The following is a 25,455-nucleotide window of genomic DNA, read 5'->3' on the forward strand; positions in this document are numbered from 1 at the left end:
GCCCTGCTCGACCAGAGATGAGAACCCCCGCATGTCCCCGTCCGCTTCGCGGATCAAATCCCCCCAGCAGCTGATCGCCGAGTCCGGCGCGGACCTCGAAGGCCACGGACTCAAGCGCACCATGGGCCTGTTCCAGCTGGTGTGCTTCGGCATCGGCGCGATCGTCGGCACCGGGATCTTCGTCGGCCTCTCCGACAGCGTCGCCGAGGCCGGTCCGGCCGTCGTCGTCTCGTTCGTCCTGGCCGCGATCACCTGCGTCTTCACCGCCTTCTCCTTCGCCGAGCTGGGCGGCGCGATACCCGTCTCCGGTTCGTCCTACTCCTTCGCCTACGCGAGCCTCGGCGAGCGGGTCGCCTTCCTCGTCGGCTGGTGCCTGCTCCTGGAGTACGGCGTGTCCGTCTCCGCGGTCGCGGTCGGCTGGAGCCAGTACCTGAACGAACTCCTCGACGGTCTCGTCGGGCTGCGGCTGCCGGACGCGCTCTCCGCCGGCCCCGGCGACGGCGGTGTGATCAACCTGCCCGCCGTGATCGTCATCGCCCTCGCCGCCACGCTGCTGGTGCGCGGGGTCCGGGAGAGCGCCCGGGCGACGGCCGCGATGGCCGTCCTCAAGATCGGGATCCTGGTCCTCTTCTGCGCGATCGGCTTCAGCGCCTTCCAGGACGGCAACCTCTCGCCGTTCGCCACGCACGGCGCCGCCGGGATCACCGCGGGCGCCTCGGTGGCGTTCTTCTCGTACATCGGCTTCGACGCGATCACCACCGCCGGCGAAGAGGTCAAGAACCCCCGCCGCAACATCCCCGTAGCCATCCTCATCTGCATCGGTCTGGTCACGCTGCTCTACTGCGCGGTGGCGCTCTCCGCGATCGGGGCGCTCGGCGCCGACGCCGTCGCCGACAAGCCGGCCGCGCTCTCGCTCGTCGTCGACCAGGTCACCGGGTCCTCGATCGGCGGCGGGATCATCGCCTTCGGCGCGGTCGTCGCCATCGCGTCCGTCGTCCTCGCGGTGATGTACGGGCAGACTCGCGTCCTGATGTCGATGTCCCGGGACGGCCTCGTCCCCCGGGTCTTCGAGCGGGTCTCGCCGAAGAGCGCCACGCCCGTCGCCAACACCTGGATCGTGGCCGCCGTCTTCGCGGTCCCGGCCGCGTTCGCCTCGCTCGACGTGGTGGTCGGACTGACGACCATCGGCACGCTCGCCGTCATGGCCGTGGTCAACATCGCGGTGATCGCGCTGCGCCGCCGGAATCCGGAGCTGCCGCGCAGCTTCCGGGTGCCGCTCTACCCGCTCAGCCCGGTGCTCGGGGTCTGCTTCTGCCTCTATCTGATCTGGGGCACGGGGTGGGCGACCTGGCTCCAGTTCGCGCTCTTCCTGGTGGTCGGAGTGCTGGTCTACGCGTTCTACGGGCGCCGCAACTCGCGGCTCGCCGTCACCGCTCCGACCGTCACCGCTCCGACCCGCGCCGCTGTGCCGGAACCGCGGGAAGGGTGAACCAGACCGCCTTGCCCTGCGCGGTGGGGCGGTGCCCGCAGTCGCTGCTGAGCGCGCGGATGAGGAGAAGGCCGCGGCCGTGCTCCTGCCAGGGGTCGGGCATCTCGACCGGCTCCGGGCCGATCAGCTCGCCGGGGCCGGCCGGGCGCCGGTCGTGCACCTCGACCTGACAGCCGCCCGGCAGCAGCTCGACGACCAGCTCGATGGGGCCCTCGCCGGCGGTGTGCTCCACGGCGTTGGCGACCAGCTCGGCGGTCAGCAGCTCGGCCGTGTCGCTGTCGGTGGGCGCGTCGAGGTCGATGAGCGCGGTACGGACGAGGGCGCGGGCGATCGGCACGGCGGCGGTGGTGTGCGGAAGTTCGATGCGCCACGAGGTGGGGTCGGTGGCTTCGACCATGGCAGGGTCCGTTCGCCGAGGGCTGGGGCTGGGGCTGGGGCTGGGGCGGGGGAGCGGGGGCGTAGGCGGACGTGTCCCGAGACGTCCTGCTTTCAACCTTACGAAGCGCACAAGCGCATTCCATGGGCACCCCCTCCTTCGCGGCCGGGCCCAGCGTCCTCGGGGGCCCGGGACCTTCGGCCCTGCGGGACATCCCCGGGTATCGCGTACTCGTGACGACAGTCACAACACGGTGATACGCTCCTGGGAGGAGGAAGGGAGGGCGTCCCTCATGAGCCCCTTTACCGGCTCCGCACCCCGTACCGAGCGCTGGCGGCATCTGCGCCTCACCGTCGACGACGGCGTCGCCACCGTCACTCTCGACCGCCCCGCGAAACTCAACGCGCTCACCTTCGGCGCGTACGCCGACCTGCGCGACCTGCTCGCCGAACTCTCCCGCGAGCGGGCGGTGCGTGCCCTCGTGCTCGGCGGCGAGGGGCGCGGTTTCTGCTCCGGCGGCGACGTTGACGAGATCATCGGCGCCACGCTCGCCATGGACACCGCGCAGCTGCTCGACTTCAACCGGATGACCGGGCAGGTCGTCCGGGCGATCCGGGAGTGCCCGTTCCCGGTGATCGCGGCCGTCCACGGCGTCGCGGCGGGCGCGGGAGCGGTGCTCGCCCTGGCCGCCGACTTCCGGATCGCGGACCCGAGCGCCCGCTTCGCCTTCCTCTTCACCCGCGTCGGTCTCTCCGGCGGCGACATGGGCGCGGCGTACCTGCTGCCCCGGGTCGTCGGCCTGGGCCACGCGACCCGCCTCCTCATGCTCGGCGAACCGGTCCGAGCGACGGAGGCGGAGCGCATCGGCCTGCTCAGCGAGCTCACCGAGGAGGGCGGCGCCGGCGCCCGCGCCGCAGAACTGGCCCGCCGCCTCGCCGACGGCCCGGCGCTCGCCCACGCCCAGACCAAGGCCCTGCTCACCGCCGAACTGGACATGCCGCTCGCGGCCTCCGTAGAACTCGACGCCGCCACCCAGGCGCTCCTGATGAACGGCGAGGACTACGCCGAATTCCACGCCGCCTTCACCGAGAAACGCCCCCCGAAATGGCGGGGGCGCTGACGATGGGCGGAAATCCAGCCTCGCCGGCGTTCGAGGCGCGGGGTCCGGGGCGGAGTCCCGGTTCGGGAAGGGGCGGGGTGGGGAAGGAGCCCGCCGCAGGCGCCCACCCCCACGACCAGCCCGCACCCGCCCCCGCACCCGCACCCACCCCCCTCCGCATCGCCATCGTCGGCGGCGGCCCCGGCGGGCTCTACGCCGCCGCGCTGCTCAAGCGGCTCGATCCCGCCCGCGAGGTCACCGTCTGGGAGCGGAACGCGCCCGACGACACCTTCGGTTTCGGGGTCGTGCTCTCCGACGAGACCCTCGGCGCCATCGAGCATGCCGACCCCGCCGTCCACCGGGCGCTCCAGGAGGAGTTCGTCCGCTGGGACGACATCCACATCGGCCACCGCGGCCACCTCCTCACCTCCACCGGCCACGGCTTCGCCGCCCTCGGCCGCCACCGGCTCCTGGAGATCCTGCACGCCCGCTGCGCCGAACTCGGCGTACGGCTCCGCTTCCGTACCGAAGCGCCGCCCGCCGCCGAGCTGGCCGCCACGCACGACCTCGTCATCGCCGCCGACGGTGTCCACAGCGCGACCCGCGAGGCCCACGCGGACGTCTTCCGCCACCGGATCACCACCCACCGCTGCCGCTACATCTGGCTCGCCGCCGACTTCGCCCTCGACGCCTTCCGCTTCGAGATCGCCGAGACCGAGTACGGCGTGATGCAGCTCCACGGCTACCCCTTCTCCTCCTCCGCCTCCACCGTCATCGTCGAGATGCGCGAAGAGGTCTGGCGGGCCGCCGGATTCGACGAGCTGGACGAGGACGAGTCCACCGCCCGCTGCGCCAAGCTCTTCGCCGACGTCCTCGGCGGCCGGCCCCTGCGCTCCAACAACTCCTCCTGGACCGCGTTCCGTACGGTGGTCAACGAGCGCTGGTCCCACGGCACCACCGTCCTCCTCGGCGACGCCGCCCACACCGCCCACTTCTCCATCGGCTCCGGCACCAAGCTCGCCGTCGAGGACGCCCTCGCGCTCGCCGTCTGCGTCGAGGAACAGCCCACGATCGCCGAGGCGTTGACCGCGTACGAGACCGAGCGCAGGCCCGTCGTCGAGTCCACCCAGCGCGCGGCGGCGGCCAGCCTGCGCTGGTTCGAGGAGATCGCCGGCCATCTCGACCAGCCGCCACGCCAGTTCGCCTTCAACCTCCTCACCCGCAGCCGCCGCGTCACCCACGCCAACCTGCGCCTGCGCGACCCCCGGTTCACCGACTCCGTCGAACGGGACTTCGGCTGCCCGCCCGGCACCCCGCCGATGTTCACCCCCTTCCGGCTGCGCGGACTCACCCTGCGCAACCGGGTCGTGGTCTCACCGATGGACCTGTACGTCGCCGAGGACGGCCTCCCCGGCGACTACCACCTCGTCCACCTCGGCGCGCGTGCCCTCGGCGGCGCCGGTCTCATCATGACCGAGATGGTCTGCGTGAGCCCCGAGGGCCGCATCACCCCCGCCTGCACCGGCCTGTGGACCGACGAACAGGCCGGCGCCTGGAGCCGGATCACGGCCTTCGCGCACGCGCAGGCCCCCGGCACCGCGATCGGCGTCCAGCTCGGCCACTCCGGCCGCAAGGGCTCCACCCGCCGCATGTGGGAGGGCATGGACCAGCCACTCCCCGAAGGCAACTGGCCGCTGACAGCCGCCTCACCGCTCCCGTACCGCCCGGGCGTCAACCAGATCCCGCACGCCCTGGACCGCGCCGGAATGACCGCCGTACGGGAGGAGTTCACCGCGGCCGCCCGGCGCGCCGCGGCGTGCGAGTTCGACCTCCTGGAACTCCACTGCGCCCACGGCTACCTGCTCTCCGGATTCCTCTCCCCGCTGACCAATCACCGCGACGACGCCTACGGCGGCCCGCTGGAGAACCGGCTCCGCTTCCCCCTCGAAGTCTTCGACGCCGTACGGGAGGTGTGGCCCGAGGACCGGCCGATGACCGTCCGCCTCTCCGCGACCGACTGGGCGGACGGCGGGACCACGCCCGAGGACTCCGTCGAGATCGCCCGCGCCTTCGCCGCCCACGGCGCCGACGCCCTCGACGTCTCCACCGGCCAGGTCGTCCCCGACGAACGCCCCGAGTACGGCCGCTCCTACCAGACCCCGTACGCCGACCGGATCCGCAACGCGCTCGGCGTCCCGGTCATCGCGGTCGGCGCGATCTCCTCCTGGGACGACGTCAACTCGCTCCTCCTGGCCGGCCGCGCCGACCTCTGCGCCCTGGCCCGCCCCCACCTCTACGACCCGCACTGGACCCTGCACGCGGCGGCCGACCAGAACTACCAGGGCCCGGCAGCCCCCTGGCCGCCCCCGTACCGCGCCGGCAGCCGCACACCCCCGACGGGCCGCACGGACGCCCCGAAGCCGAGGCTCAGACTGAAGTGACGTTCAGGCAGTCATGACACAGGCACGGGTCGGGGTGCGGGCCCGCATGGTGGGTGCGCCGTAGTTCCCGCGCCGTGCGCTCCAGCTCGACGGCCGCCTGCTCGGCGCCCTCGCGCGTGCGCGGGAACCAGCCGGCGCCGCGGTGGCGCCGCAGCACGGCCGGCGCGTACACCAACGTGGCGCGGAAGGTGTGCAGATGCCGGGTGCCCATGTCGATGGTGATCCACCGGCCGTTGTGGCGCCCGCGGCCGACGGTGGTCAGCTGCTCGTTGCCCATGCCGGGATAGGTGTCGACGACGTACACCTTCGCCCCGCCCTTGTACGCCTTCGTGCCGGGCCGCAGCTCCTGGCCGAGGTCGCCCCACCGCCGCCACAGCACGACGTTCGCGGCGACCAGCCAGGCGGGCTCCAACGGCTCCTCTTCGGTACGGACGGATGTCATGTACTGGAAGGACGACCGGTCTCGTCGGCCGGTTGCGCGAACTCCGCCCCCACGTCCCGCAGCCGCTCGTGCAGTTCCGCGAAGACCGCCGCCGAGCGGGCGCCCGGCCAGTCCTGGGGGAGCAGCTCGGCCGGGAGGACCGGGTCCGCGTACGGGAGGCGGCGCCAGGTGTCCAGGGCGAAGAGGTAGTCGCGGTAGGCGTCCTCCGCCGAGCCCGGGGCGGCCTTCCAGGCCCGCAGCACCGGCTCGTGCGCGGCCAGGAACTCCTCGTGGAGCTTGGCGATCGACGGCAGGTCCCACCAGCGCGCCACCGCCTCCGCCGTCGGCGCGTACCCCAGGTGCTCGCCCCGGAAGAGGTCCACGTACGTGGAGAGGCCGAGGCGTTCCAGGGTGTGCCGGGTCTCCTCGTACAGCCGCGCCGGCGCGATCCAGACCCCCGGCGCCGCCGTGCCGAAGCCGAGCCGGGCCAGGCGCGAGCGCAGCAGGTGGCGCTTGTGACGTTCGGCCTCGGGGACGGTGAAGACGGCGAGGACCCAGCCGTCGGAGAGCGCCGGCACCGTACGGGCGTAGATCCGGCGGTCGCCGTCGTCCAGGAGCTGGCGGGCGTCGTCCGACAGGACGTATCCCGCTGCCCCGTCCGACGTCCGCCGGGGCAGCAGCAGGCCCCGCCGCTTCAGCCGGGACACCGACGAGCGCACCGACGGCGCGTCCACGCCGAGCACCGCGAGGAGGCGGATGAGCTCGGCCACCGGCAAGGGCTCCTCGCCGGGCGCGAGGCCGCGGCCGTACGCGCCGTACAGCGAGACGATCAGGGAACGGGGGGTGTGCTGCTCGGCCACGTGATCACTCTAGGGGGTGTCCTCGGGGCCCGCGCGCAGCCGGAATCGCTGGAGCTTGCCCGTCGCCGTCCGGGGCAGCGCGTCCAGGAAGACGATCTTCCGGGGGCTCTTGTACGGCACCAGCCGGGCCCGTACGAACGCCCGCAGCGCCCCCGCCGTCTCCGCGTCGCGCGGCACCCCGTTCCGTACCACCGCGTACGCCACCACGATCTGGCCGCGCAGCGCGTCCTCGTGCCCCACCACCGCCGCCTCGACCACGTCCGGGTGGGCCAGCAGCGCCTCCTCCACCTGAGGGCCGGCGATGTTGAAGCCCGCCGAGATGATCATGTCGTCGGCGCGGGCGACATAGCGGAAGTAGCCGTCGGCGTCGCGGACGTACGTGTCGCCCGTGACGTTCCAGCCCCCGTGGACGTACTCGCTCTGGCGCGGGTCGGCCAGATAGCGGCAGCCGACCGGGCCGCGCACCGCGAGCAGCCCCTCCTCGCCGTCCGGCACCTCCGCGCCCGACCGGTCCACCACCCGCGCCTGCCAGCCCGGGACCGGCCGCCCGGTGGTGCCCGGGCGGATGTCGCCGTCGGCGGCCGAGATGAAGATGTGCAGCAGCTCCGTCGCCCCGATGCCGTTGATGAGCTTCAGGCCGGTGCGCTCGTGCCAGGCGTCCCAGGTCGCGGCCGGCAGGTTCTCGCCCGCCGACACGCAGCGGCGCAGGGAGGTCAGGGTGGAGACGTCGTGCCCGCCGTGCCGGTCGATCTCCTCCAGCATCACCCGGTACGCCGTCGGCGCGGTGAAAAGCACCGACACCCGGTGTTCGGCGATCGCCTCCAACAGCTGCTTGGGGCCCGCCTGTTCGAGCAGCAGCGCGCTGGCCCCGGCGCGCAGCGGGAAGAGGACGAGCCCGCCGAGCCCGAAGGTGAAGCCGAGCGGAGGGGAGCCGGCGAAGACGTCGTCCGGCTCGGGGCGCAGCACGTGCGCGGAGAAGGTGTCGGCGACCGCCAGCACGTCCCGGTGGAAGTGCATGCACCCCTTGGGCCGCCCGGTGGTCCCCGAGGTGAAGGCGATCAGCGCCACGTCGTCGGCGGCGGTCTCCACCGCCTCGTACGTGTCGGGCGCGGTGGCGGCGAGCGCGAGCAGGTCGTCCGGGGCGTCCCCGCCGAAGGCCGTGATCCTGAGCCCCGGCACCTCGGCCTTGACCAGGTCGTCGACCGTCCGGACGTCGCAGAGCGCGTGCGCGCAGCGGGCCATCTCGCACATGACCGCGAGCTCCTGGGCGCGCTGCTGGGCCAGCACGGTGACGGCGACGGCGCCCGCCTTCATGACCGCCAGCCAGCAGGCGGCCAGCCAGGGGGTGGTGGGGCCGCGCAGGAGCACCCGGTTGCCGGGCAGGACGCCGAGCTCGGAGGTGAGGACATGGGCGATCCGGTCCACCCGCTCGCGCAGCTGACCGTACGTCCAGACATCTCCCGCGCCGTCCCGGAAGGCGGGGCGCTCCGCGCCGAATCGTTCCACCGTGCGGTCGAGGAGTTCCGTGCCGCAGTTGAGCCGTTCCGGGTAGTCGAGCCCCGGCAGATCGAAGAGCAGGCGCGGCCACTGCTCGGCGGGCGGCAGATGGTCGCGCGCGAAGGTGTCGTGGTGGGCCGAGGGAGTCAGCTCCATGAGTTCGTCCCCTTGTCGTGGTGGGGTCGCACATCGAGCGTATCGTGATGGTGACGACAGTCAACAGTGCGCGATGGAAGTCGGTTGGAAGTGACGTCGGCGAACGGGACAGGGGTCCGAATGTCCGTATTCTCACTCGATCCACAGCAGACCACCCGCTGCGCGGAGCTTCGCGCCCTCGCGGCCGAACGGCTGCGGCCACTCGCCGAGAAGGGCGAACCGGGCCGCGTCAACCGCCCCCTCGTCGCCGCCCTCGGCGACCACGGCCTGCTCGCCGGGCTCTTCGACGCGGGCGCCCTCGACCTCTGCCTGCTCCGCGAGTCCCTCGCCCACACCTGTACGGAGGCCGAGACGGCCCTCGCCCTCCAGGGCCTCGGCGGCCACCCGGTCGCCGCCTTCGGCACCCCCGAGCAGCGGGCCCGCTGGCTCCCCGAGATCGTCGCGGGCCGGGCCGTCGCCTCCTTCGCGCTCAGCGAGCCCGGGGCCGGCTCCGACGCCGCCGCGCTCGCCCTGGAGGCCCGGCCGGACGGCGCGGGCGGCTGGCGCCTGCACGGCGAGAAACGCTGGATCTCCAACGCCCCCGAAGCCGACTTCGCCACCGTCTTCGCCCGGACCACCCAGGGCGCCGGGGCCCGGGGCGTCACCGCCTTCCTCGTCCCGGCCGGCCGGCCGGGCCTGTCCGGCAGCCCCCTCGACATGCTCGCCCCGCACGCCATCGGCACCCTCGTCTTCGACGGCGTCCCCGTCGGCCCCGCGGACCTCCTCGGCGAGCCCGACCGCGGCTTCCGGGTCGCCATGACCACGCTCAACCGCTTCCGGCCCAGCGTCGGCGCCTTCGCGGTCGGCATGGCCCAGGCCGCCCTGGACGCCACCCTCGCCCACACCGCCGCCCGCCCCGCCTTCGGCGGCGTGCTCGGCGACCTGCAGTCCGTCGCCCACCAGGTCGCCGAGATGGCCACCCGTACCGAAGCCGCCCGCCTTCTCGTGTACGCGGCGGCGGCGGCGTACGACGCGGGGGCGGAGGACGTGCCGCGCCGCGCGGCGATGGCGAAGCTGCTCGCCACCGAGACCGCGCAGTACGTCGTCGACGCGGCCGTCCAGCTGCACGGGGCCCGGGCCCTGCAACGCGGCCACCTCCTGGAACACCTCTACCGGGAGGTGCGTGCCCCGCGCATCTACGAAGGCGCCACCGAGGTCCAGCGCACGATCATCGCGAGGGAGCTGTACAAGGAGCGGGCGCGCTCCGAAGGCACATCAGAGCAGCGGCCGGCCGACCCGTCCGAGGGGAGCCACGACATGAGCGAGGCCACGACATGAGCCTGCACCGGCACAACCCCGCCGAACTCTCCCCGCCCACCGGCTTCTCGCACGCCGTCACCGCCACCGGCTCCCGCCTCGTCCTCCTCGCCGGGCAGACCAGCCTCGACCGGGACGGCAAGGTCGTCGGGGAGACCCTGCCCGAGCAGTTCGAGACGGCCCTCACCAACCTCCTCACCGCGCTCCGGCACGCCGGCGGCTCCCCGGCCGACCTCGCCCGCGTCACGGTCTACGCCACCGACATCGCCGACTACCGGCGCCACGCGTCCGAACTGGGCCGGATCTGGCGGCGGTTGGCCGGCCGCGACTACCCGGCGATGGCCGTCATCGGAGTCGTACGGCTCTGGGACGAGCAGGCCCAGGTGGAACTGGACGGCCTCGCCGTCCTGGAGTGAGCGCACTCCGCGCCCGCCCCGCTTGATCAACTGGAGACTCACAGGACCCGGGCTTAGTGTCGAAAGGTGGACCGACCGGCCCACGGCTCCTCACCGAGCGAGGCGGCGCGATGCGCCATGAGTACACCGAAGCCGACGCCTGACGCAGCACAAGCCTCGACGCCCAAGAAGGGGGGGGACGGCAAGGGCATCGCCCTGTTCGTCATCGCCTCGTGTCAGTTGATGGTCGTTCTCGACATCACGATCGTCAACATCGCGTTGCCCCACATCCAGAGTTCGCTGGAGTTCTCCACCACGAGCCTGTCGTGGGTGGTCAACGCCTACACGCTGACCTTCGGCGGACTGCTCCTGCTCGGTGGCCGTGCCGGTGACATCCTCGGCCGCCGCCGCGTCTTCATCTTCGGCATCCTCCTCTTCGGATTCGCCTCCCTGCTCTGCGGACTGGCCCAGAACGACTGGCAACTCCTCGCCGCCCGGGCCCTCCAGGGCGTCGGCGGAGCGATAGCCTCCCCGACCTCGCTCTCCCTGATCACCACGAACTTCGACGAAGGCCCGGAACGCAACCGGGCCTTCGGCGTGTTCGCGGCCGTATCGGCGGGCGGCGGCGCGATCGGCCTCGTCGCCGGCGGTCTGCTCGTCGAATGGCTCGACTGGCGCTGGATCTTCTTCGTGAACGTGCCGATCGCGCTGCTCATCGCGTTCCTCACGCCCCGGCACATCCGGGAGTCCGAGCGGCACCCCGGCCACTTCGACTTCACCGGAGCGCTCACCTCCACCCTCGGCATGGTGGCGCTGGTGTACGGGTTCATCCGCGCCGCCCAGGAGGGCTGGCGCGACCCCTGGACGCTGGCCTCGTTCGGCGCGGCGGTCGTCCTGCTGCTCCTCTTCATCCTGGTGGAACGGCGCTCCCGGCAGCCGATCACCCCGCTGCACATGTTCGCCGACCGCAACCGGGCGGGGACGTACGGCATCATGCTCTGCCTCGCCGCGGCGATCTTCGGCATGTTCTTCTTCCTGACGCTGTGGGTGCAGAACGTGCTGCAATTCAGCCCGCTGAAGACCGGCCTGGCGTTCCTGCCGGTGAGCGCGATCATCGCGGTCGGCGCGGGACTCACCTCCCAACTGCTGCCCAGGTACGGGCCGAAGCCCTTCATGGTCGTCGGCTCGCTCCTGTCGGCGATCGGCCTGTCCTGGCTGACCCTGACCGACGTGCACTCCACCTATCTGGGCAGCATCCTCGGCCCGATCCTGGTCTTCGGCTTCGGCATGGGCCTGATCTTCGTCTCGCTGACCCTGATGGCGCTCTCCAACGTCGAGCAGCAGGAGGCGGGCGCGGCGTCCGGGCTGCTCAACGCCACCCAACAGGTGGGCGGTTCGCTCGGCCTGTCGATCCTGGTGACGGTCTTCGGCACGGCCAGCCGCAACGAGGCGAAGGACCTGATCCCCCAGTTCCTCGCCCAGGCGAACCCCCTGGAACGGGCCCAGTTCGCCAGAACCGGCCAACTGCCACCGCCCTGGTCCGAAGAGGTCCTCACGGCGGGCGTCTCGTCCGGCTTCATCACGGCGGCGGTGTTCGCGGTCGTGTCGTTCGTGATCGCCGTCTTCGCGATCCAGGTCCGCCCCTCCGACATCGAACGCCTCAAGGGCGGTATACCACCTCCCGGCTGACTGTCAGTGGGGGCGCGTACGTTCGACCCATGAACGTGAACGTGAAGGCCCTGGCCACCTCGACGCTGACCGCCGAAGCGATACGCGACCTGCTGGCGCTCCCCACCATGGCCCCGGTGCCCGACGACCGGATCCTCGACCACGGCACCGACGTCCTGGGCTGGGGCTTCACGCAGTTGGTGTGCGACGCGGAGCGCACGCGCCACGACCATGTCCTCTCGTACAACGTGGACAACCCGATGGGGGACGGGACGGCGACGCTCAACCTGGTCTTCGCCGAGGCCTGCCCGTACGACCCGGACGGCGAGAACAACGTCGACTGGCTGACCGGTGACGTCCGCGGCTGGGCGGACGAGCTCGGCTGGACGTTCCGTACGGATGTCCCGCTCGACACCTGCGAGTCGGAGCTCGCCGAGGCGTCCGCCACCGTGAGCGAGGTGCTGGGTCACCCACCGGTCCGGACCGTGCGCACCGACGACTGGTTCGGCATGGGCCCGTTCGCGCTCTGCCGGATATGGCGCACCGGCGATCACGCCGTCGTCGTCAGCCCGCTGGCGGACCACGGCCCGTACGGGTATCTCACGCACTTCGTCCTCGTCCTGACCCCGTGCCCGGCCGACGAGGAGCTGCCGGCCGACGACGCGGCGCTGCGGAAGTGGGTGGTCGACCGGATCGACTGGTAGCGCGGCGTGCCGGGGCATCACGCGACGTACGATCGGGGGCGTTGTCGTATCACTCTCCGAACACCCTCCGAGGGAGACTCCCCATGGCCCAGATCGCCTTCAAGGGCAACCCCGTGCAGGTCAACGGTGTGCTGCCCGCCCCCGGCAGCGTCGCTCCGGCGTTCTCGCTCGTCGCCAAGGAGCTGACGGACAGTTCGCTGGAGCAGTTCGCCGGGAAGCGCAAGGTGCTGAACATCTTCCCGAGCGTCGACACCGGCGTCTGCGCCGCCTCTGTCCGTGCGTTCAACGAGAAGGCGGCCGACCTGGAGAACACGGTCGTGCTGTGCATCTCCGCCGACCTGCCCTTCGCGCAGTCCCGCTTCTGCGGTGCCGAGGGCCTGGAGAACGTGAAGACGCTCTCCACCCTGCGCGACCGCGACTTCCACACCAACTACGGCGTCGACATCAGCGACGGCCCGCTGGCGGGCCTGACCGCCCGCGCCGTGGTCGTCCTGGACGAGAACGACGAGGTGCTGCACTCGGAGCTGGTCGGCGAGATCACCACCGAGCCGGACTACGAGGCCGCCATCGCCGCCCTGAAGTAGCGGGACCGGTACGGGCGGGCCGTCCCCGCGGCGCCCGCCCGTACCGTCTTTCCGCACCGCCCGCCCGTACCGCCTGACCTGCCCACGACCGCCGGGTGAACTCTGGTGGAAGGTTGGACTCAGGACGATTCGGAGGGTGCCGGCGCCGGGGATAGTGGTCCCGTCAGCTGGTTTTCCTCTGGTTTCCCTCCGTGATGGGGCCGGGTCGTGTGCGTGGGGGTTCGATGACGAGATGGGATGCGGTCCGGGTCCGGCAGGGTCTCGTCGACAGCTGTTTCTCCGCCGAGCAGGCCGGTGACCAGGCCCTGCGCAGAGGCAAGCCGCGCGAGGCGCGGCGGCACTACGAACGCATGCTGGCGGAGTCGATCCGCCTGGCCGAACAGTTCCCCGACGTCTCCACGCGGCGGGACCTCGGCGTGTCGTTCAACAAGTACGGCGACTTCTGGGTGGGCGAGAACCGCCTCGACCAGGCCGAGCAGGCGTACGCGGAGGGCCTGGCCATCACCACGCGGCTGCACGAGGAGAACCCGGCCGACGTCCGGCTGCTGCGGGACCTGCGGTTCGGCGAGTTCAAACTCGGCGAGATCGCCCTCAAGGCCGGCGGAGTGGCGGCCCAGTACACGGCGCACGACCGCTACCTGACGGCCCTCGCGCTCGCCGAGCGCGTGGTCGCGGCCGATCCGCACGACCCCGGAGACCGCCGGGAACAGGCCGTGGTCCAGGAGCGGCTCGGTCTGCTGGCGACGGAACGCCAGGAGCTGGACGAGGCGGCCGAGTGGTACGCCCGCGCCCTGGCCGTACGCCGGGAACTCGCGGCCGAACTCCCCGGCGACCCGCAGGCCCGCCGGGACCTCGGCGTCCAGTACGAGCGCCTCGGCGACCTGGCTGTGCGCCGCCGGGAGCTGGAGGCCGCCCGCGCCCACTACGACGAGTCCCTCTCCATCCGCCGCCTGCTCCTCGGCGACGACCCGCGCGACCTGGAGACCCAGCGGGACCTGAGCATCGTCTGCGAACGCCTCGGCGACGTCGCCCTGCTCACCGACGGCCCCGACCAGGCCCGCCAGTGGTACGACGACAGCTTCGCGATCCTGGACGCGGCCTTCGGCCCCAAGCACCCCGAGACCCGCAACCTCCGCAAGAAACTCCGCAGGCAGCCGGCGCCCCCGAACTGACACGCGGATACGCGGCGGGGGAGTCCGGGACGGCTTCGCCATCCAAGGACCCGACCGGCTTCGCCATCCATGGGACCCCCGACCGGCTTTGCCATCTCTTTGCAACTACTCCCCCCGCTGCCTCGTCTCTCCTCTCGATCCATCACGCACCACCCCCTCGAGAGAGAGCGATCGATGCGCCGAACCGTCCGCCGTACTGCCTTCAGTGCCCTGGCACTCGCCTGCACCGCCCTGGCGGCGAGCACCGCGCCCGCCTTCGCCGACGGGCCCACCCCGGCTCCCACGCGCAGCGCGGCCCCCGCGCCCAAGGCCCCGGCCGAGCCGTCCGTTTCCCCCGCGCCCGGGACCCCCGCGCCCAAGACCCCCGCCCCGGCAGCTCCGACCTCCGGTCAGGTCGCCGTCGTGCCGAGCGGCGCACCCGACACCGGTGCGCTGACGCCCGTATCGGCGAACCCCATGGCCGACGCCGGGCTGATCGGCGGGGCCTCCGCCGCGGTGCTCGTCGGTGGCGGCGCCGCGTTCGTGTTCATACGCCGCCGGCAGGCGACCGGGGCATGACCTCGCTCTCCAGGCGCGCCTTCGCCACCGCGTCGATGGCGTCGCTGCTCGTGAGCTGCGGCGGTGCCCGTACGACCCGTACGACCCAGGGCGCGACCGCAAGTCCGAAGAGCACGCCACGGTCCTCCGGGAACGCGGCGCGCACGCCCGTCCGTTCGATCCCGGTCGGTCTGCGGATCCCGGCCATCGGCGTAGACACCGCGCTGATGCAGCTGGGGCTGGCCCAGGACGGCAGCGTAGAGGTGCCGCCGATCGCCGAGGACGACGTGGCGGGCTGGTACCGGCACTCGCCGACGCCGGGTCGGACCGGCCCGTCGGTGATCCTCGGCCATGTCACGGTCGGGGCCTGGGGGGACGGAGTCTTCCGGAACCTCGGGCGGCTGCGGCGGGGCGGGCGGATCGAGGCGCGCCTGGAGAACGGCACCACGGAGGTCTTCACCGTCACCGAGGTACGGACGGTCGCCAAGGCCGATTTCCCGTCGGACGCGGTCTACGGCAACGTGGACCGCCCCGAGCTGCGGCTCATCACCTGCGGCGGCCCCCGTGCCGGTGAGGAGTACCGGGACAACGTGATCGTCTTCGCCACGCTGTCCCCGGAGAACCCTGATCACGACCATGGAGAGCGGTGAAAGGGTCCCGTGAGAGGGCGGCGTCCGAACTGTTCGCCGCCCTCTATCCGCGCCTCGCCGGCTGGTGCCGGCGGCTGGTCGACGACGACGAGACGGCCCACGAGATCGCCTCGGAGGCGTTCACCCGGCTCTGGGCCCGCTGGACCTCCGTGGCGGAGCCCCAGGGTTTCCTCTACGTCACGGCGGCCAACCTCGTCCGGGACCACTGGCGCAAGCTCGAACGCGAACGCAGAGCCGTGCACCGCGCCACCGTAGAAGCCACGGTCGGCCCGCGGCCCGAACCCCCGGACCCTTCGGTACGGCTCCTCGTACAGTCGCTGCCGGAACGACTGCGCGTCCCGATCCTGCTCCACTACTACGCTGACATGCCGATCCGGGAGGTGTCCGTGCTCACCGAGCGCAAGGAGGGAACCGTCAAGGCCGACCTCCACGCGGCCCGAGAACTGCTCCGCGCCCACTTGGGGAGAAGCCTTGATCGCGCACTCTGACGAGGGTCCGGACCTCGATCCGGCCGACCCCCTCGCCGTCATCCTGCGCCCACCCGCCGCCGACCTCGGCCCGCCCGCAGGCCGCTACGAAGCGATCCGCCGCGCGGCGGCGCGCCGCAGGCTGCGCCGCGCCGCGGCCGGCGTGGGAGTGTCGTGCGCCGTCGCCGCCCTGGTCGCGCTGCCTCTGAGCCTGTCGTCCGACGTGGCCCCCGCACCCCCGACGGTCCCGCTCGCCCCACCCCCCGCGACGAGCTCCGCGCCCGAGCCCACCCGGTCGTCCACCCCGTCGCCCACACCCTCGGAGCCCACCCCGTCGGCCACCCCGGACCTGCTCCGCCCCGGCGTCCCCAAAACCCCCGGCCCCAGCGCCTCCACCAGCCCGGGCCCCTTCACCCCGGTACCGTCGACGCCACCGGCCCGCCCCTCATAGCGACGGGGAGGGCCGGGAGGCAGGGGACTGACTGGCTTCGCGTCAGATGTCCCGGAAAATCTCGATCTGTGCTCCTACCGAGTTCAGGCGCTCCGCCAGTTCCTCGTAGCCGCGGTTGATGACGTACACGTTCCGCAGGACCGAGGTGCCCTCCGCCGCCATCATCGCGAGGAGGACGACGACCGCGGGGCGCAGGGCCGGGGGGCACATCATCTCGGCCGCGCGCCAGCGGGTGGGGCCCTCGACCAGGACGCGGTGGGGGTCCAGGAGTTGGAGGCGGCCGCCGAGGCGGTTGAGGTCGGTGAGGTAGATCGCGCGGTTGTCGTAGACCCAGTCGTGGATCAGGGTCTTGCCCTGGGCCGTCGCCGCGATGGCCGCGAAGAACGGCACGTTGTCGATGTTCAGGCCCGGGAACGGCATCGGGTGGATCTTGTCGATCGGGGCCTCCAGCTTGGAGGGCCGGACCGTCAGGTCCACCAGGCGCGTACGGCCGTTGTCGGCGGCGTACTCCGGCGAGCGGTCGTGGTCGAGGCCCATCTCCTCCAGGACCGCGAGCTCGATCTCCATGAACTCGATCGGGACCCGGCGGATCGTCAGCTCGGACTCCGTGACGACCGCCGCGGCCAGCAGGCTCATCGCCTCGACCGGGTCCTCGGACGGGGAGTAGTCCACGTCCACGTCGATCTGCGGGACACCGTGCACGGTCAGCGTCGTCGTGCCGATGCCGTCCACCCGTACGCCGAGCGCCTCCAGGAAGAAGCAGAGGTCCTGGACCATGTAGTTGGAGGAGGCGTTGCGGATGACGGTCACGCCGTCGTGGCGGGCTGCTGCGAGGAGGGCGTTCTCCGTTACCGTGTCGCCGCGTTCGGTCAGGACGATCGGGCGGTCGGGGGAGACCGACCGCTCGACCTGCGCGTGGTAGAGGCCCTCGGTGGCCGTGATGTCGAGGCCGAAGCGGCGCAGCGCGATCATGTGCGGCTCGATCGTGCGCGTACCGAGGTCGCAACCGCCCGCGTACGGCAGCTTGAAGCGGTCGAGGCGGTGCAGCAGCGGGCCGAGGAACATGATGATCGAACGGGTCCGGATCGCGGCCTCGGCGTCGATCGAGTCCATGTCCAGCTCGGCCGGCGGCACGATCTCCAGGTCGACCCCGTCGTTGATCCAACGGGTGCGCACCCCGATGGAGTTGAGGACCTCCAGGAGCCGGAAGACCTCCTCGATGCGGGCGACACGGCGAAGCACCGTGCGGCCCTTGTTGAGGAGCGAGGCGCAGAGCAGCGCGACACACGCGTTCTTGCTCGTCTTGACGTCGATGGCCCCGGAGAGCCGGCGGCGGCCGACGACCCGCAGATGCATGGGTCCGGCGTAACCCAGGGACACGATCTCGCTGTCGAGTGCTTCGCCGATGCGTGCGATCATCTCAAGGCTGATGTTCTGGTTGCCACGTTCGATCCGGTTCACGGCGCTCTGGCTTGTGGCCAGGGCCTCGGCGAGCTGCGTCTGCGTCCAGCCCCGGTGCTGCCGGGCGTCACGGATGAGCTTGCCGATGCGTACGAGGTAGTCGTCTGCCATGGGCGTCACGTTATCTCAGATATGAGATGACGCTCGCGTGGGGGTGGGCCGTCAGGGTGACGTGTCGTGCGCAGTGGGGTGGCGCGGTTCGTACAGCGGCAGTTCGGCGCCGCTCGGCAGTCGTACGGCGGCGAGCAGGCCCCAGCCCTGGTCGCTGATGGGCCGTGAGATCACCGCGCCGCGGTCTTCGAGGGTGGTGAGCGTACCGGTGATGTCGTCGCACATCAGATAGAACTCGTGCTTCGGCTCGCCCTTCGTCGGGTGCACCGCGACCTCGGCCGGCGGCAGCCGGAAGATGAGCCATCCTTCGCCCGCGTCGACATGGCCGAGGTGCAGGACGTCCTTGAGGAAGGCCCGGTCGGCGTCCGCGTCCGGGGTGTAGAGAATCACATGCGCACCGCTGAACATGCTCCGATCCTCGACGCGCCGTACGGCCGCGGCAATCCTTCCGCGGCCGTACGGGTCCCGTGGGCGTACGGGTCCCCGGGGGCGTACGGGTCCCCGTGGGCCGAAGGAGCCCTGAGCGCCCGCGAGTGCTCAGCCGCAGCCGCACGCCTTGTGCCGGCCGCCGCCGTGCACCGCCGCGTACGCCGCCGGTCGCGGCCCCGCCGCCGCCCGCGCCAGACCGGCCGCGGCCGCCCGGCCCGTCGCCGTGTGCGCGTCGTGCACGGCTCGCCCGCCGACCAGGGTGAGTTCCACCTTCGTGTCGCTGATGTCCGGAATCGGACACTTGGTCACATCGCGGTCGAGCAGGATCAGGTCCGCTGCCCGCCCCCGCTGGACCGTGCCGGTCAGCTGGTCCATCCGCAGCTGCCAGGCCGTGCCGTACGTGTGCATCCGCAGCGCCGAACCCCGGCTCAGGCCCTCAAGCTCGCGGTAGAGCTCCCCCTCGCCCTCCGCGCCCTGCCGGTCGATCGCGGTCCGCAGCTGGTTCCACACCTGAAGCGGGTCGACCGGCCAGTCGGAGCCGCCGGCCAGCCGGGCGCCGTGCCGCTCCAGGCTGCGCGCCGGGTACATCCACCGGTGCCGCTCGGGCCCGATGTACGGCAGCAGCGCCTCCATCGTCCAGGTGTCGCGCGCCGCCCACTGCAACTGCATGCAGGCGACCACCCCGAGCGCCGCGAACCGGCCGAGGTCGGCCGGGTCGACGAGCTGGAGGTGGGCGACGGCGTTGCGCGCGTCGCGCAGACCGGTGGCGCGGCGCGCGTACGCGTAGCCGTCGAGCGCGGTGCGGACGGCGCGGTCGCCGAGGCCGTGGGCGTGCATCTGCCAGCCGGCCCGGTTGAAGGCGGCGCTCAACTTCCCGTAATCCTGACCGGAAACATACAATTCGCCCCGGTTCGTGGTGGGGCGGCCCTCGCCGTCCAGATAGGGCGCGAGCAGCGCCGCCGTCTGCGCCGGGTACTCGATCACCCCGTCCAGGAACACCTTCACCATGCCGAAGCGCAGCCCCCGGACGCCGCCGAACTCGCTCTTCAGCGCGCGGGCGTACGCGAGCGCGGCCGCCGGGTCCTTCGCCTGCTCCGCCTCGATCCGGATCGCCGGCACGATCCGCTGCGGCAGCTGCCCGGCCGCCGCCAGCGCCTGATACGTCCTCAGCTCACCGCGCCCCACCAGGGCGTCCATCATCGTGGTGACCCCGGAGGCGGCCGCCTGGGCGAGCACCCGGGCGCAGGCGGCGGTCAGCTCGGCCTCGGTCGGCTCCGGGATGTGCCGGGTGACCAGCGGCTGGGCATCGTCCTTGAGGACACCGGTCGGCCTGCCGTCCGTACCCTTGACGATCTTGCCGCCGACCGGGTCGGGCGTCGCGGCCGTGATGCCGGCGATCTCCAGGGCCCGCGCGTTGACCCAGATGTTGTGCCCGTCACCGCCGACAAGCGCGACCGGGCGGCGGGTGGGCAGCGCGTCCAGCAGGGTGTGGTGCGGCACGGAGCCCTGCGGGAGCAGGCCGATCGGGTTCCAGTCCTCCACCACGAGCCAGCCGTCGGGTTCCTGACCGGGGGAGTCCTTGAGGAAGCCGGTGAGGATCTCGGTCAGCTCGGCCGCCGTCGTCTCCGCGCCCGCCAGCGAGGGCCGCAGCGAGCGGCTGCCCGCGCCCAGCGGGTGGACGTGCCCGTCGTGGATTCCGCTCATGACGGTGCCGCCGCGGGCGTTGACGACCTCGGTGTCCCGGCCGATGAGCCGGCGCAGCTCGCCGCCGCGCCCGGTGGCGAGGACCTTCCCGTCCCGTCCGACGGCGACCGCCTCGACGGGCCGCCCGCCGCTCAGTCCGGTGAAGACCCGGGCGTTGTGCACGATCAGCGACGCGGACCGGGCGGCGGAACCGGCGGCGGACCCCGAGCCACGTGACGTCGAAGCCGCCGCCGGCCCCGCAGCCGCGCCCGCCAGTCCGGCCGCGCCCGCCAATCCGGCCGCGCCCGCCGCGAGCACGGTCCGTCGGGTGAGGGAAGAAGTCATGGCCACTCCAGGAACAGGCGGCAACGCAGCGGTGCCGGATCGGTTGTGGCCTGAACCCTCGGCGATTAACCCCTTAACCAGAAGCGCCCCCGGACGACGAATTCCCGCCGCCCCCTGCCCCCGCCACGACCGGATCCGTACGATGACGCCCGTGTCCGGACCCACCCTCGCCGACATCGCCCGCGCCGCCGAGGTGTCGACGGCGACCGTCTCGCATGCCCTGAACGGCACGGGCCGGGTCGGCGAGGCCACCCGCCGCCGGGTCCGCGAGGTCGCCACCGGCCTCGGCTACGGCCCGCCGCGCGCCCCCGTCACCCGCACCCTCGGCCTCGCCGTCACCACCTACGCCGGCGTCGCCTGGAACCTCACCGACATCCCCTTCTTCTCCCGCGCCATCACCGCCGCGACCGCCGCCGCCCACCAGCACGGCTACGCGCTCACCACCCTGCCCACCGCGCGCGGCGCCGAGAGCCTCTGGCACACCCTCGCCGTCGACGGCATGCTGATCATGGACAGCCCGGTCGGCGACCCGGTGCTGCGCGCCCTGCGCGCGCGGGGCGTCCCGCTGGTCTTCGACGGGGTGCCGGGCGACGCGCTCCCCGGCGACCTCTGGGTCGACAACGACCACGCCGCCACCACCCGCGAGGTCCTCGACCACCTGGCCGCCACCGGCGCCGAACGCGTCGCGCTGCACGCGGGGTACGGCCGCGACCACTACACGAGCGCGGCCACCGAGGCGTACGAACAGTGGTGCGCGGAGCGCCGCCGGCGCCCGCTGCCGGTCACCTTCGACCCGGCCGACAGCGCGGGCCGCGCCTTCGACCCGCTGCTCGGCGCGGCGGACCCGGAACTCCGGCCGGACGCCGTCTACTCGCTCTACGACCCGGGCGGCCGCCAGGTCCTCGCCGCCGCCGCGCGCCACCGGCTCGCCGTACCGGGGCGGCTGCGGCTGGTGTGCGCGAGCGAGGATCCGGGGTACGCGGAGACCGACCCGCCGGTGTCCACGGTGACGCTCCGTCCCGAGGTCACGGCCGCCACGGCGGTCACCCTCCTGGCCCGCCTCGTGGATTCCGGACCGGCATACGAGCACGCCGAAATCCCGCGTCCGGTCGTCGTCCCCGCCGCGCTACGGGTGCGTGCCTCGTCGCACGGCGCGGTCATGTACTAGAGTTATCTCGACATCGAGATAACTGCTTACGGCGCACCGCGGGCCGCCCACTCGGTAAGGGTCACCTAACTAAGCCTTACCTTAGCGGATCGGCGAGGAAGTCGTGGCGGCAGCATGGCGGTAATACGCGCACTTTGAAGAAGGAGACTGTCGTGTCGGCGAACAGCTTCGACGCCCGCAGCACGCTGCGCGTGGGCGACGAGTCGTACGAGATTTTCAAGCTGGACAAGGTCGAGGGCTCCGCGCGCCTTCCCTACAGCCTGAAGGTCCTTCTGGAGAACCTCCTCCGCACCGAGGACGGCGCGAACATCACCGCCGACCACATCCGCGCCCTGGGCACCTGGGACTCGCAGGCCCAGCCCAGCCAGGAGATCCAGTTCACGCCCGCCCGCGTGATCATGCAGGACTTCACCGGTGTGCCCTGTGTCGTCGACCTCGCCACCATGCGTGAGGCCGTCAAGGAGCTCGGCGGCGACCCGGCGAAGGTCAACCCGCTCTCCCCGGCCGAGCTGGTCATCGACCACTCCGTCATCGCCGACAAGTTCGGCACGGCGGACGCCTTCGGCCAGAACGTCGAGCTGGAGTACGGCCGCAACAAGGAGCGCTACCAGTTCCTGCGCTGGGGCCAGACCGCCTTCGACGACTTCAAGGTCGTCCCGCCGGGCACCGGCATCGTCCACCAGGTCAACATCGAGCACCTGGCCCGTACGGTCATGGTCCGCAACGGCCAGGCGTACCCCGACACCCTCGTCGGCACCGACTCGCACACCACCATGGTCAACGGCCTGGGCGTGCTGGGCTGGGGCGTCGGCGGCATCGAGGCCGAGGCCGCGATGCTCGGCCAGCCGGTCTCCATGCTGATCCCGCGCGTCGTCGGCTTCAAGCTGACCGGCGAGCTGCCGGCCGGCACCACCGCCACCGACCTCGTCCTCACGATCACCGAGATGCTGCGCAAGCACGGCGTCGTCGGCAAGTTCGTCGAGTTCTACGGTGAGGGCGTCGCCGCCACCTCGCTCGCCAACCGCGCCACCATCGGCAACATGTCGCCGGAGTTCGGTTCCACGGCCGCGATCTTCCCGATCGACGACGAGACCATCAAGTACCTGAAGCTGACGGGCCGTGACGCCCAGCAGCTCGCGCTGGTCGAGACGTACGCCAAGGAGCAGGGCCTCTGGCTGGACCCGTCCGCCGAGCCCGACTTCTCCGAGAAGCTGGAGCTCGACCTCTCCACGGTCGTCCCCTCCATCGCCGGCCCGAAGCGCCCGCAGGACCGCATCGTCCTGGCCAATGCGGCCCAGCAGTTCGCGCTTGACGTGCGCAACTACGTGGACGACGTCGACGAGGCGGGCAAGGAGTCCTTCCCGGCCTCCGACGCCCCGGCCAACCACCCGAACGGCGGCGCCCCGTCGAAGCCGGTCACCGTGACCGCCCCCGACGGCTCGACGTACGAGATCGACCACGGCGCCGTCACCGTGGCCGCGATCACCTCCTGCACCAACACGTCGAACCCGTACGTGATGGTCGCCGCCGCGCTCGTCGCGAAGAAGGCCGTCGAGAAGGGCCTGACCCGCAAGCCGTGGGTCAAGACCACCCTCGCCCCGGGCTCGAAGGTCGTCACCGACTACTTCGACAAGGCGGGCCTGACCCCGTACCTCGACAAGGTCGGCTTCAACCTCGTCGGCTACGGCTGCACCACCTGCATCGGCAACTCCGGCCCGCTGCCGGAGGAGGTCTCCAAGGCCGTCAACGAGCACGACCTCGCGGTCACCTCGGTCCTCTCCGGCAACCGGAACTTCGAGGGCCGTATCAACCCCGACGTGAAGATGAACTACCTGGCCTCCCCGCCGCTGGTCGTCGCGTACGCGCTCGCGGGCTCCATGAAGGTGGACATCACCAAGGACGCGCTCGGCATCGACACCGAGGGCAACCCGGTCTTCCTGAAGGACATCTGGCCGTCCGAGGCCGAGGTGAACGACGTCGTCGCCAACGCCATCGGCGAGGACATGTTCAACAAGTCCTACCAGGACGTCTTCGCGGGCGACGCCCAGTGGCAGGCGCTGCCGATCCCGACCGGCAACACCTTCGAGTGGGACACCGAGTCCACCTACGTCCGTAAGCCCCCGTACTTCGAGGGCATGACGATGGAGACCACCCCGGTCACCGACATCGTCGGCGCGCGCGTCCTGGCCAAGCTGGGCGACTCGGTCACCACCGACCACATCTCCCCGGCCGGTGCCATCAAGGCCGACACCCCGGCCGGCCAGTACCTCACGGAGCACGGCGTCGAGCGCCGTGACTTCAACAGCTACGGCTCGCGCCGTGGCAACCACGAGGTCATGATCCGCGGCACGTTCGCCAACATCCGCCTGCGCAACCAGATCGCGCCGGGCACCGAGGGCGGCTACACCCGCGACTTCACGAAGGAAGGCGCCCCCGTCTCCTTCATCTACGACGCCTCGCGCAACTACATCGAGCAGGGCACCCCGCTCGCGATCCTCGCGGGCAAGGAGTACGGCTCCGGTTCGTCCCGTGACTGGGCGGCCAAGGGCACGGCCCTCCTGGGCGTCAAGGCCGTCATCGCCGAGTCGTACGAGCGCATCCACCGCTCGAACCTCATCGGCATGGGCGTCCTGCCGCTCCAGTTCCCGGAGGGCGCCTCGGCCGAGTCCCTCGGCCTGACCGGCGAGGAGACCTTCTCCTTCACCGGCGTCGAGGAACTCAACAACGGCACGACCCCGCGCACGGTCAAGGTGACCACGGACACGGGCGTCGAGTTCGACGCGGTCGTCCGCATCGACACCCCGGGCGAGGCGGACTACTACCGCAACGGCGGCATCATGCAGTACGTCCTCCGCAACCTCATCCGCGGCTGACACCGACCGGCCAACGAAGCGGGCCCCGCTCCTCGGAAGAGGAGCGGGGCCCGTTCGCTGTTGTCCGTCAGGCGCTCAAGGCGTCGATCAGAACAGCAGGCGGTACGTGTTCCAGCCGCTGCTGCCGATCGACACGCGCGGCTTGAACGTACCCACGGCGTTGCCGGTGCCCTTGTACAGGTACAGGGCGCCGTCGGTGCCACGGGCGATGAGGTCCGTGATGCCGTCGATGTCGACGTCACCGACCGAGACCAGGTTGTTGAACATGTTCCAGCCGCCGCCGATCTTGACCTTGGCGGAGAAGGGCGACGTGGTGCTGCCGGTGCCCTTGTACAGGTACAGGTTGCCCGCACCGTCACGCGCGACGATGTCGGCCTTGCCGTCACCGGTCAGGTCGCCCTTGCCGGTGATCTGGTTGTAGGCGCCCCAGCCGCCGCCGACCAGCTTGCGCGAGGTCAGCTTGCCGTTGCCGTAGCCCAGGTACAGGTACAGGTTGCCGGCGTTGTCGCGCGCGAGCAGGTCGTCCGCGGCGGCGCCGCCGAGGTTGCCCGCCGAGGTGACCTTGTTGTACTGGCCCCAGCCGGTGCCGATGTTGACGGGGTCCACGCCCCACGCCGTGTACTGCAGCGTGCCGTCGGTGACGCTCCAGAGGCCGTCGGCGCTGCCGTCGGCGTCGTGGTCGACCTGCGTCATCTGCTTGGCGTAGTTCCAGCCGTAGCCGACCTCGAGCTTGGCGTCCAGGCCGCCCTCGCCGTTCGGCGGGTAGCCGTACATGGTGCCGCTGCTGTTCACGCCGTAGAGGGCGTTGACCGGAGCGTCGGCCGCGGCCTCGGTGCTGAACGCCGAAGCGGACGGCGCCGGCTTCGTGGCGCGCTCGGCGGAGGGCGCCTTGTCGGCCGCGATGGCCGACGTGGTCGTGGCGACCAGGGCCGCGGTTATCGCTGCGACCGTGACACGGGACAGGATGCCCGTGGTGTTCAGGCCAGAAGTGGCCACGTAGCACTCCAGTTTCTCTGTGGAAATGGGTCCGCCGCGCCCTGGTGAGGGCGCGGCGGACCACTCAGACCCCTGGATCCTCGCACACCATCTTCACGGGTCAATTGGTTTGTGACAGAGCTGTTT

General features: G+C 71.8%; 23 protein-coding genes. 15 read left to right on the forward strand and 8 right to left on the reverse strand.

What is annotated here, in order from left to right:
* Window positions 1-31: 31 nt before the first annotated feature.
* Entirely contained in the window at window positions 32-1,489 is a 1,458-nt protein-coding gene (locus Q5762_RS17445) for an amino acid permease (RefSeq protein ID WP_315893045.1), read from the forward strand.
* Here Q5762_RS17445 and Q5762_RS17450 read toward each other — a convergent pair.
* Window positions 1,443-1,886 carry an ATP-binding protein gene (locus Q5762_RS17450; protein WP_315893046.1) on the reverse strand — a complete coding sequence of 148 codons (444 nt, stop codon included), beginning with the start codon at window positions 1,884-1,886 and terminating at the stop codon, window positions 1,443-1,445. The genes Q5762_RS17445 and Q5762_RS17450 overlap by 47 nt on opposite strands.
* 271 nt (window positions 1,887-2,157) lie before the next feature.
* On the opposite strand from Q5762_RS17450, the gene Q5762_RS17455 reads away from it, so the two are divergent.
* Both Q5762_RS17455 and Q5762_RS17460 read left to right on the forward strand, forming a co-directional pair.
* Window positions 2,158-2,985, forward strand: coding sequence for an enoyl-CoA hydratase family protein (locus Q5762_RS17455; protein WP_315893047.1), 828 nt, complete (start codon window positions 2,158-2,160; stop codon window positions 2,983-2,985).
* A 2-nt stretch (window positions 2,986-2,987) separates the two neighbouring features.
* On the forward strand, window positions 2,988-5,405 hold the full coding sequence (locus Q5762_RS17460) for a bifunctional salicylyl-CoA 5-hydroxylase/oxidoreductase (RefSeq protein ID WP_399495187.1): 2,418 nt from the start codon (window positions 2,988-2,990) through the stop codon (window positions 5,403-5,405).
* Here Q5762_RS17460 and Q5762_RS17465 read toward each other — a convergent pair.
* The 3 genes from Q5762_RS17465 to Q5762_RS17475 are packed head-to-tail and all read right to left on the reverse strand — an operon-like array spanning window position 5,392 to window position 8,339.
* Window positions 5,392-5,847 carry a hypothetical protein gene (locus Q5762_RS17465; RefSeq protein ID WP_315893049.1) on the reverse strand — a complete coding sequence of 152 codons (456 nt, stop codon included), beginning with the start codon at window positions 5,845-5,847 and terminating at the stop codon, window positions 5,392-5,394. The genes Q5762_RS17460 and Q5762_RS17465 overlap by 14 nt on opposite strands.
* Entirely contained in the window at window positions 5,844-6,686 is an 843-nt protein-coding gene (locus Q5762_RS17470) for a PaaX family transcriptional regulator C-terminal domain-containing protein (RefSeq protein ID WP_315893050.1), read from the reverse strand. The genes Q5762_RS17465 and Q5762_RS17470 overlap by 4 nt, the downstream gene beginning before the upstream one ends.
* Before the next feature lie 9 nt (window positions 6,687-6,695).
* Window positions 6,696-8,339, reverse strand: a complete 1,644-nt coding sequence (locus tag Q5762_RS17475; protein WP_315893051.1) for an AMP-binding protein — start codon at window positions 8,337-8,339, stop codon at window positions 6,696-6,698.
* A 120-nt stretch (window positions 8,340-8,459) separates the two neighbouring features.
* Between Q5762_RS17475 and Q5762_RS17480 the strand changes: the two genes are divergently transcribed.
* The 10 genes from Q5762_RS17480 (at window position 8,460) to Q5762_RS17525 (ending at window position 16,263) form a co-directional block, all read left to right on the forward strand.
* Window positions 8,460-9,656 carry an acyl-CoA dehydrogenase family protein gene (locus tag Q5762_RS17480; protein WP_315893052.1) on the forward strand — a complete coding sequence of 399 codons (1,197 nt, stop codon included), beginning with the start codon at window positions 8,460-8,462 and terminating at the stop codon, window positions 9,654-9,656.
* Complete coding sequence (locus Q5762_RS17485) at window positions 9,653-10,051, forward strand: RidA family protein (RefSeq protein WP_315893053.1); 399 nt, start codon at window positions 9,653-9,655, stop codon at window positions 10,049-10,051. Before Q5762_RS17480 ends, Q5762_RS17485 begins: the two co-directional genes overlap by 4 nt.
* A gap of 117 nt (window positions 10,052-10,168) precedes the next feature.
* Window positions 10,169-11,719: an MFS transporter gene (locus Q5762_RS17490; protein ID WP_315893054.1), complete on the forward strand. Its 1,551-nt coding sequence runs from the start codon at window positions 10,169-10,171 to the stop codon at window positions 11,717-11,719.
* A 29-nt stretch (window positions 11,720-11,748) separates the two neighbouring features.
* Window positions 11,749-12,402 carry a hypothetical protein gene (locus Q5762_RS17495; protein ID WP_315893055.1) on the forward strand — a complete coding sequence of 218 codons (654 nt, stop codon included), beginning with the start codon at window positions 11,749-11,751 and terminating at the stop codon, window positions 12,400-12,402.
* 83 nt (window positions 12,403-12,485) lie between these two features.
* Window positions 12,486-12,986 carry a thiol peroxidase gene (gene tpx / locus Q5762_RS17500; protein ID WP_315893056.1) on the forward strand — a complete coding sequence of 167 codons (501 nt, stop codon included), beginning with the start codon at window positions 12,486-12,488 and terminating at the stop codon, window positions 12,984-12,986.
* A 224-nt stretch (window positions 12,987-13,210) separates the two neighbouring features.
* Window positions 13,211-14,158, forward strand: coding sequence for a tetratricopeptide repeat protein (locus tag Q5762_RS17505; RefSeq protein WP_315893057.1), 948 nt, complete (start codon window positions 13,211-13,213; stop codon window positions 14,156-14,158).
* A 174-nt stretch (window positions 14,159-14,332) separates the two neighbouring features.
* Complete coding sequence (locus tag Q5762_RS17510; RefSeq protein ID WP_315893058.1) at window positions 14,333-14,716, forward strand: sortase-dependent protein; 384 nt, start codon at window positions 14,333-14,335, stop codon at window positions 14,714-14,716.
* Window positions 14,713-15,345 (forward strand): class F sortase, encoded by a 633-nt coding sequence (locus tag Q5762_RS17515; protein ID WP_315893059.1) that lies wholly within the window; start codon window positions 14,713-14,715, stop codon window positions 15,343-15,345. The genes Q5762_RS17510 and Q5762_RS17515 overlap by 4 nt, the downstream gene beginning before the upstream one ends.
* Entirely contained in the window at window positions 15,342-15,833 is a 492-nt protein-coding gene (locus Q5762_RS17520; RefSeq protein ID WP_315893060.1) for an RNA polymerase sigma factor, read from the forward strand. The genes Q5762_RS17515 and Q5762_RS17520 overlap by 4 nt, the downstream gene beginning before the upstream one ends.
* The gene (locus Q5762_RS17525; RefSeq protein ID WP_315893061.1) at window positions 15,817-16,263 is read left to right on the forward strand and encodes a hypothetical protein; all 447 of its coding nucleotides are present in this window, start codon (window positions 15,817-15,819) and stop codon (window positions 16,261-16,263) included. The genes Q5762_RS17520 and Q5762_RS17525 overlap by 17 nt, the downstream gene beginning before the upstream one ends.
* Before the next feature lie 42 nt (window positions 16,264-16,305).
* Here the strand turns inward: Q5762_RS17525 and Q5762_RS17530 are convergent, their stop codons facing one another.
* From Q5762_RS17530 to Q5762_RS17540, 3 genes are all read right to left on the reverse strand, one after another.
* Window positions 16,306-17,835, reverse strand: coding sequence for a UDP-N-acetylglucosamine 1-carboxyvinyltransferase (locus Q5762_RS17530; RefSeq protein WP_315893062.1), 1,530 nt, complete (start codon window positions 17,833-17,835; stop codon window positions 16,306-16,308).
* 51 nt (window positions 17,836-17,886) lie between these two features.
* Window positions 17,887-18,243, reverse strand: coding sequence for an extradiol dioxygenase (locus Q5762_RS17535; protein ID WP_315893063.1), 357 nt, complete (start codon window positions 18,241-18,243; stop codon window positions 17,887-17,889).
* A 129-nt stretch (window positions 18,244-18,372) separates the two neighbouring features.
* Window positions 18,373-20,292, reverse strand: coding sequence for an amidohydrolase (locus tag Q5762_RS17540; protein ID WP_315893064.1), 1,920 nt, complete (start codon window positions 20,290-20,292; stop codon window positions 18,373-18,375).
* Window positions 20,293-20,434: 142 nt separating this feature from the next.
* Here Q5762_RS17540 and Q5762_RS17545 point away from each other — a divergent pair, with 142 nt between their 5' ends.
* The gene (locus tag Q5762_RS17545; protein WP_315893065.1) at window positions 20,435-21,460 is read left to right on the forward strand and encodes a LacI family DNA-binding transcriptional regulator; all 1,026 of its coding nucleotides are present in this window, start codon (window positions 20,435-20,437) and stop codon (window positions 21,458-21,460) included.
* Window positions 21,461-21,612: 152 nt separating this feature from the next.
* On the forward strand, window positions 21,613-24,333 hold the full coding sequence (gene acnA, locus Q5762_RS17550) for an aconitate hydratase AcnA (RefSeq protein WP_315893066.1): 2,721 nt from the start codon (window positions 21,613-21,615) through the stop codon (window positions 24,331-24,333).
* 87 nt (window positions 24,334-24,420) lie between these two features.
* On the opposite strand, the gene Q5762_RS17555 is transcribed toward acnA, so the two are convergent.
* The gene (locus Q5762_RS17555) at window positions 24,421-25,329 is read right to left on the reverse strand and encodes a VCBS repeat-containing protein (protein WP_315893067.1); all 909 of its coding nucleotides are present in this window, start codon (window positions 25,327-25,329) and stop codon (window positions 24,421-24,423) included.
* Window positions 25,330-25,455: the final 126 nt, after the last annotated feature.

The sequence above is a fragment of the Streptomyces sp. P9(2023) genome (assembly GCF_032436795.1).
Lineage (GTDB): Bacteria > Actinomycetota > Actinomycetes > Streptomycetales > Streptomycetaceae > Streptomyces.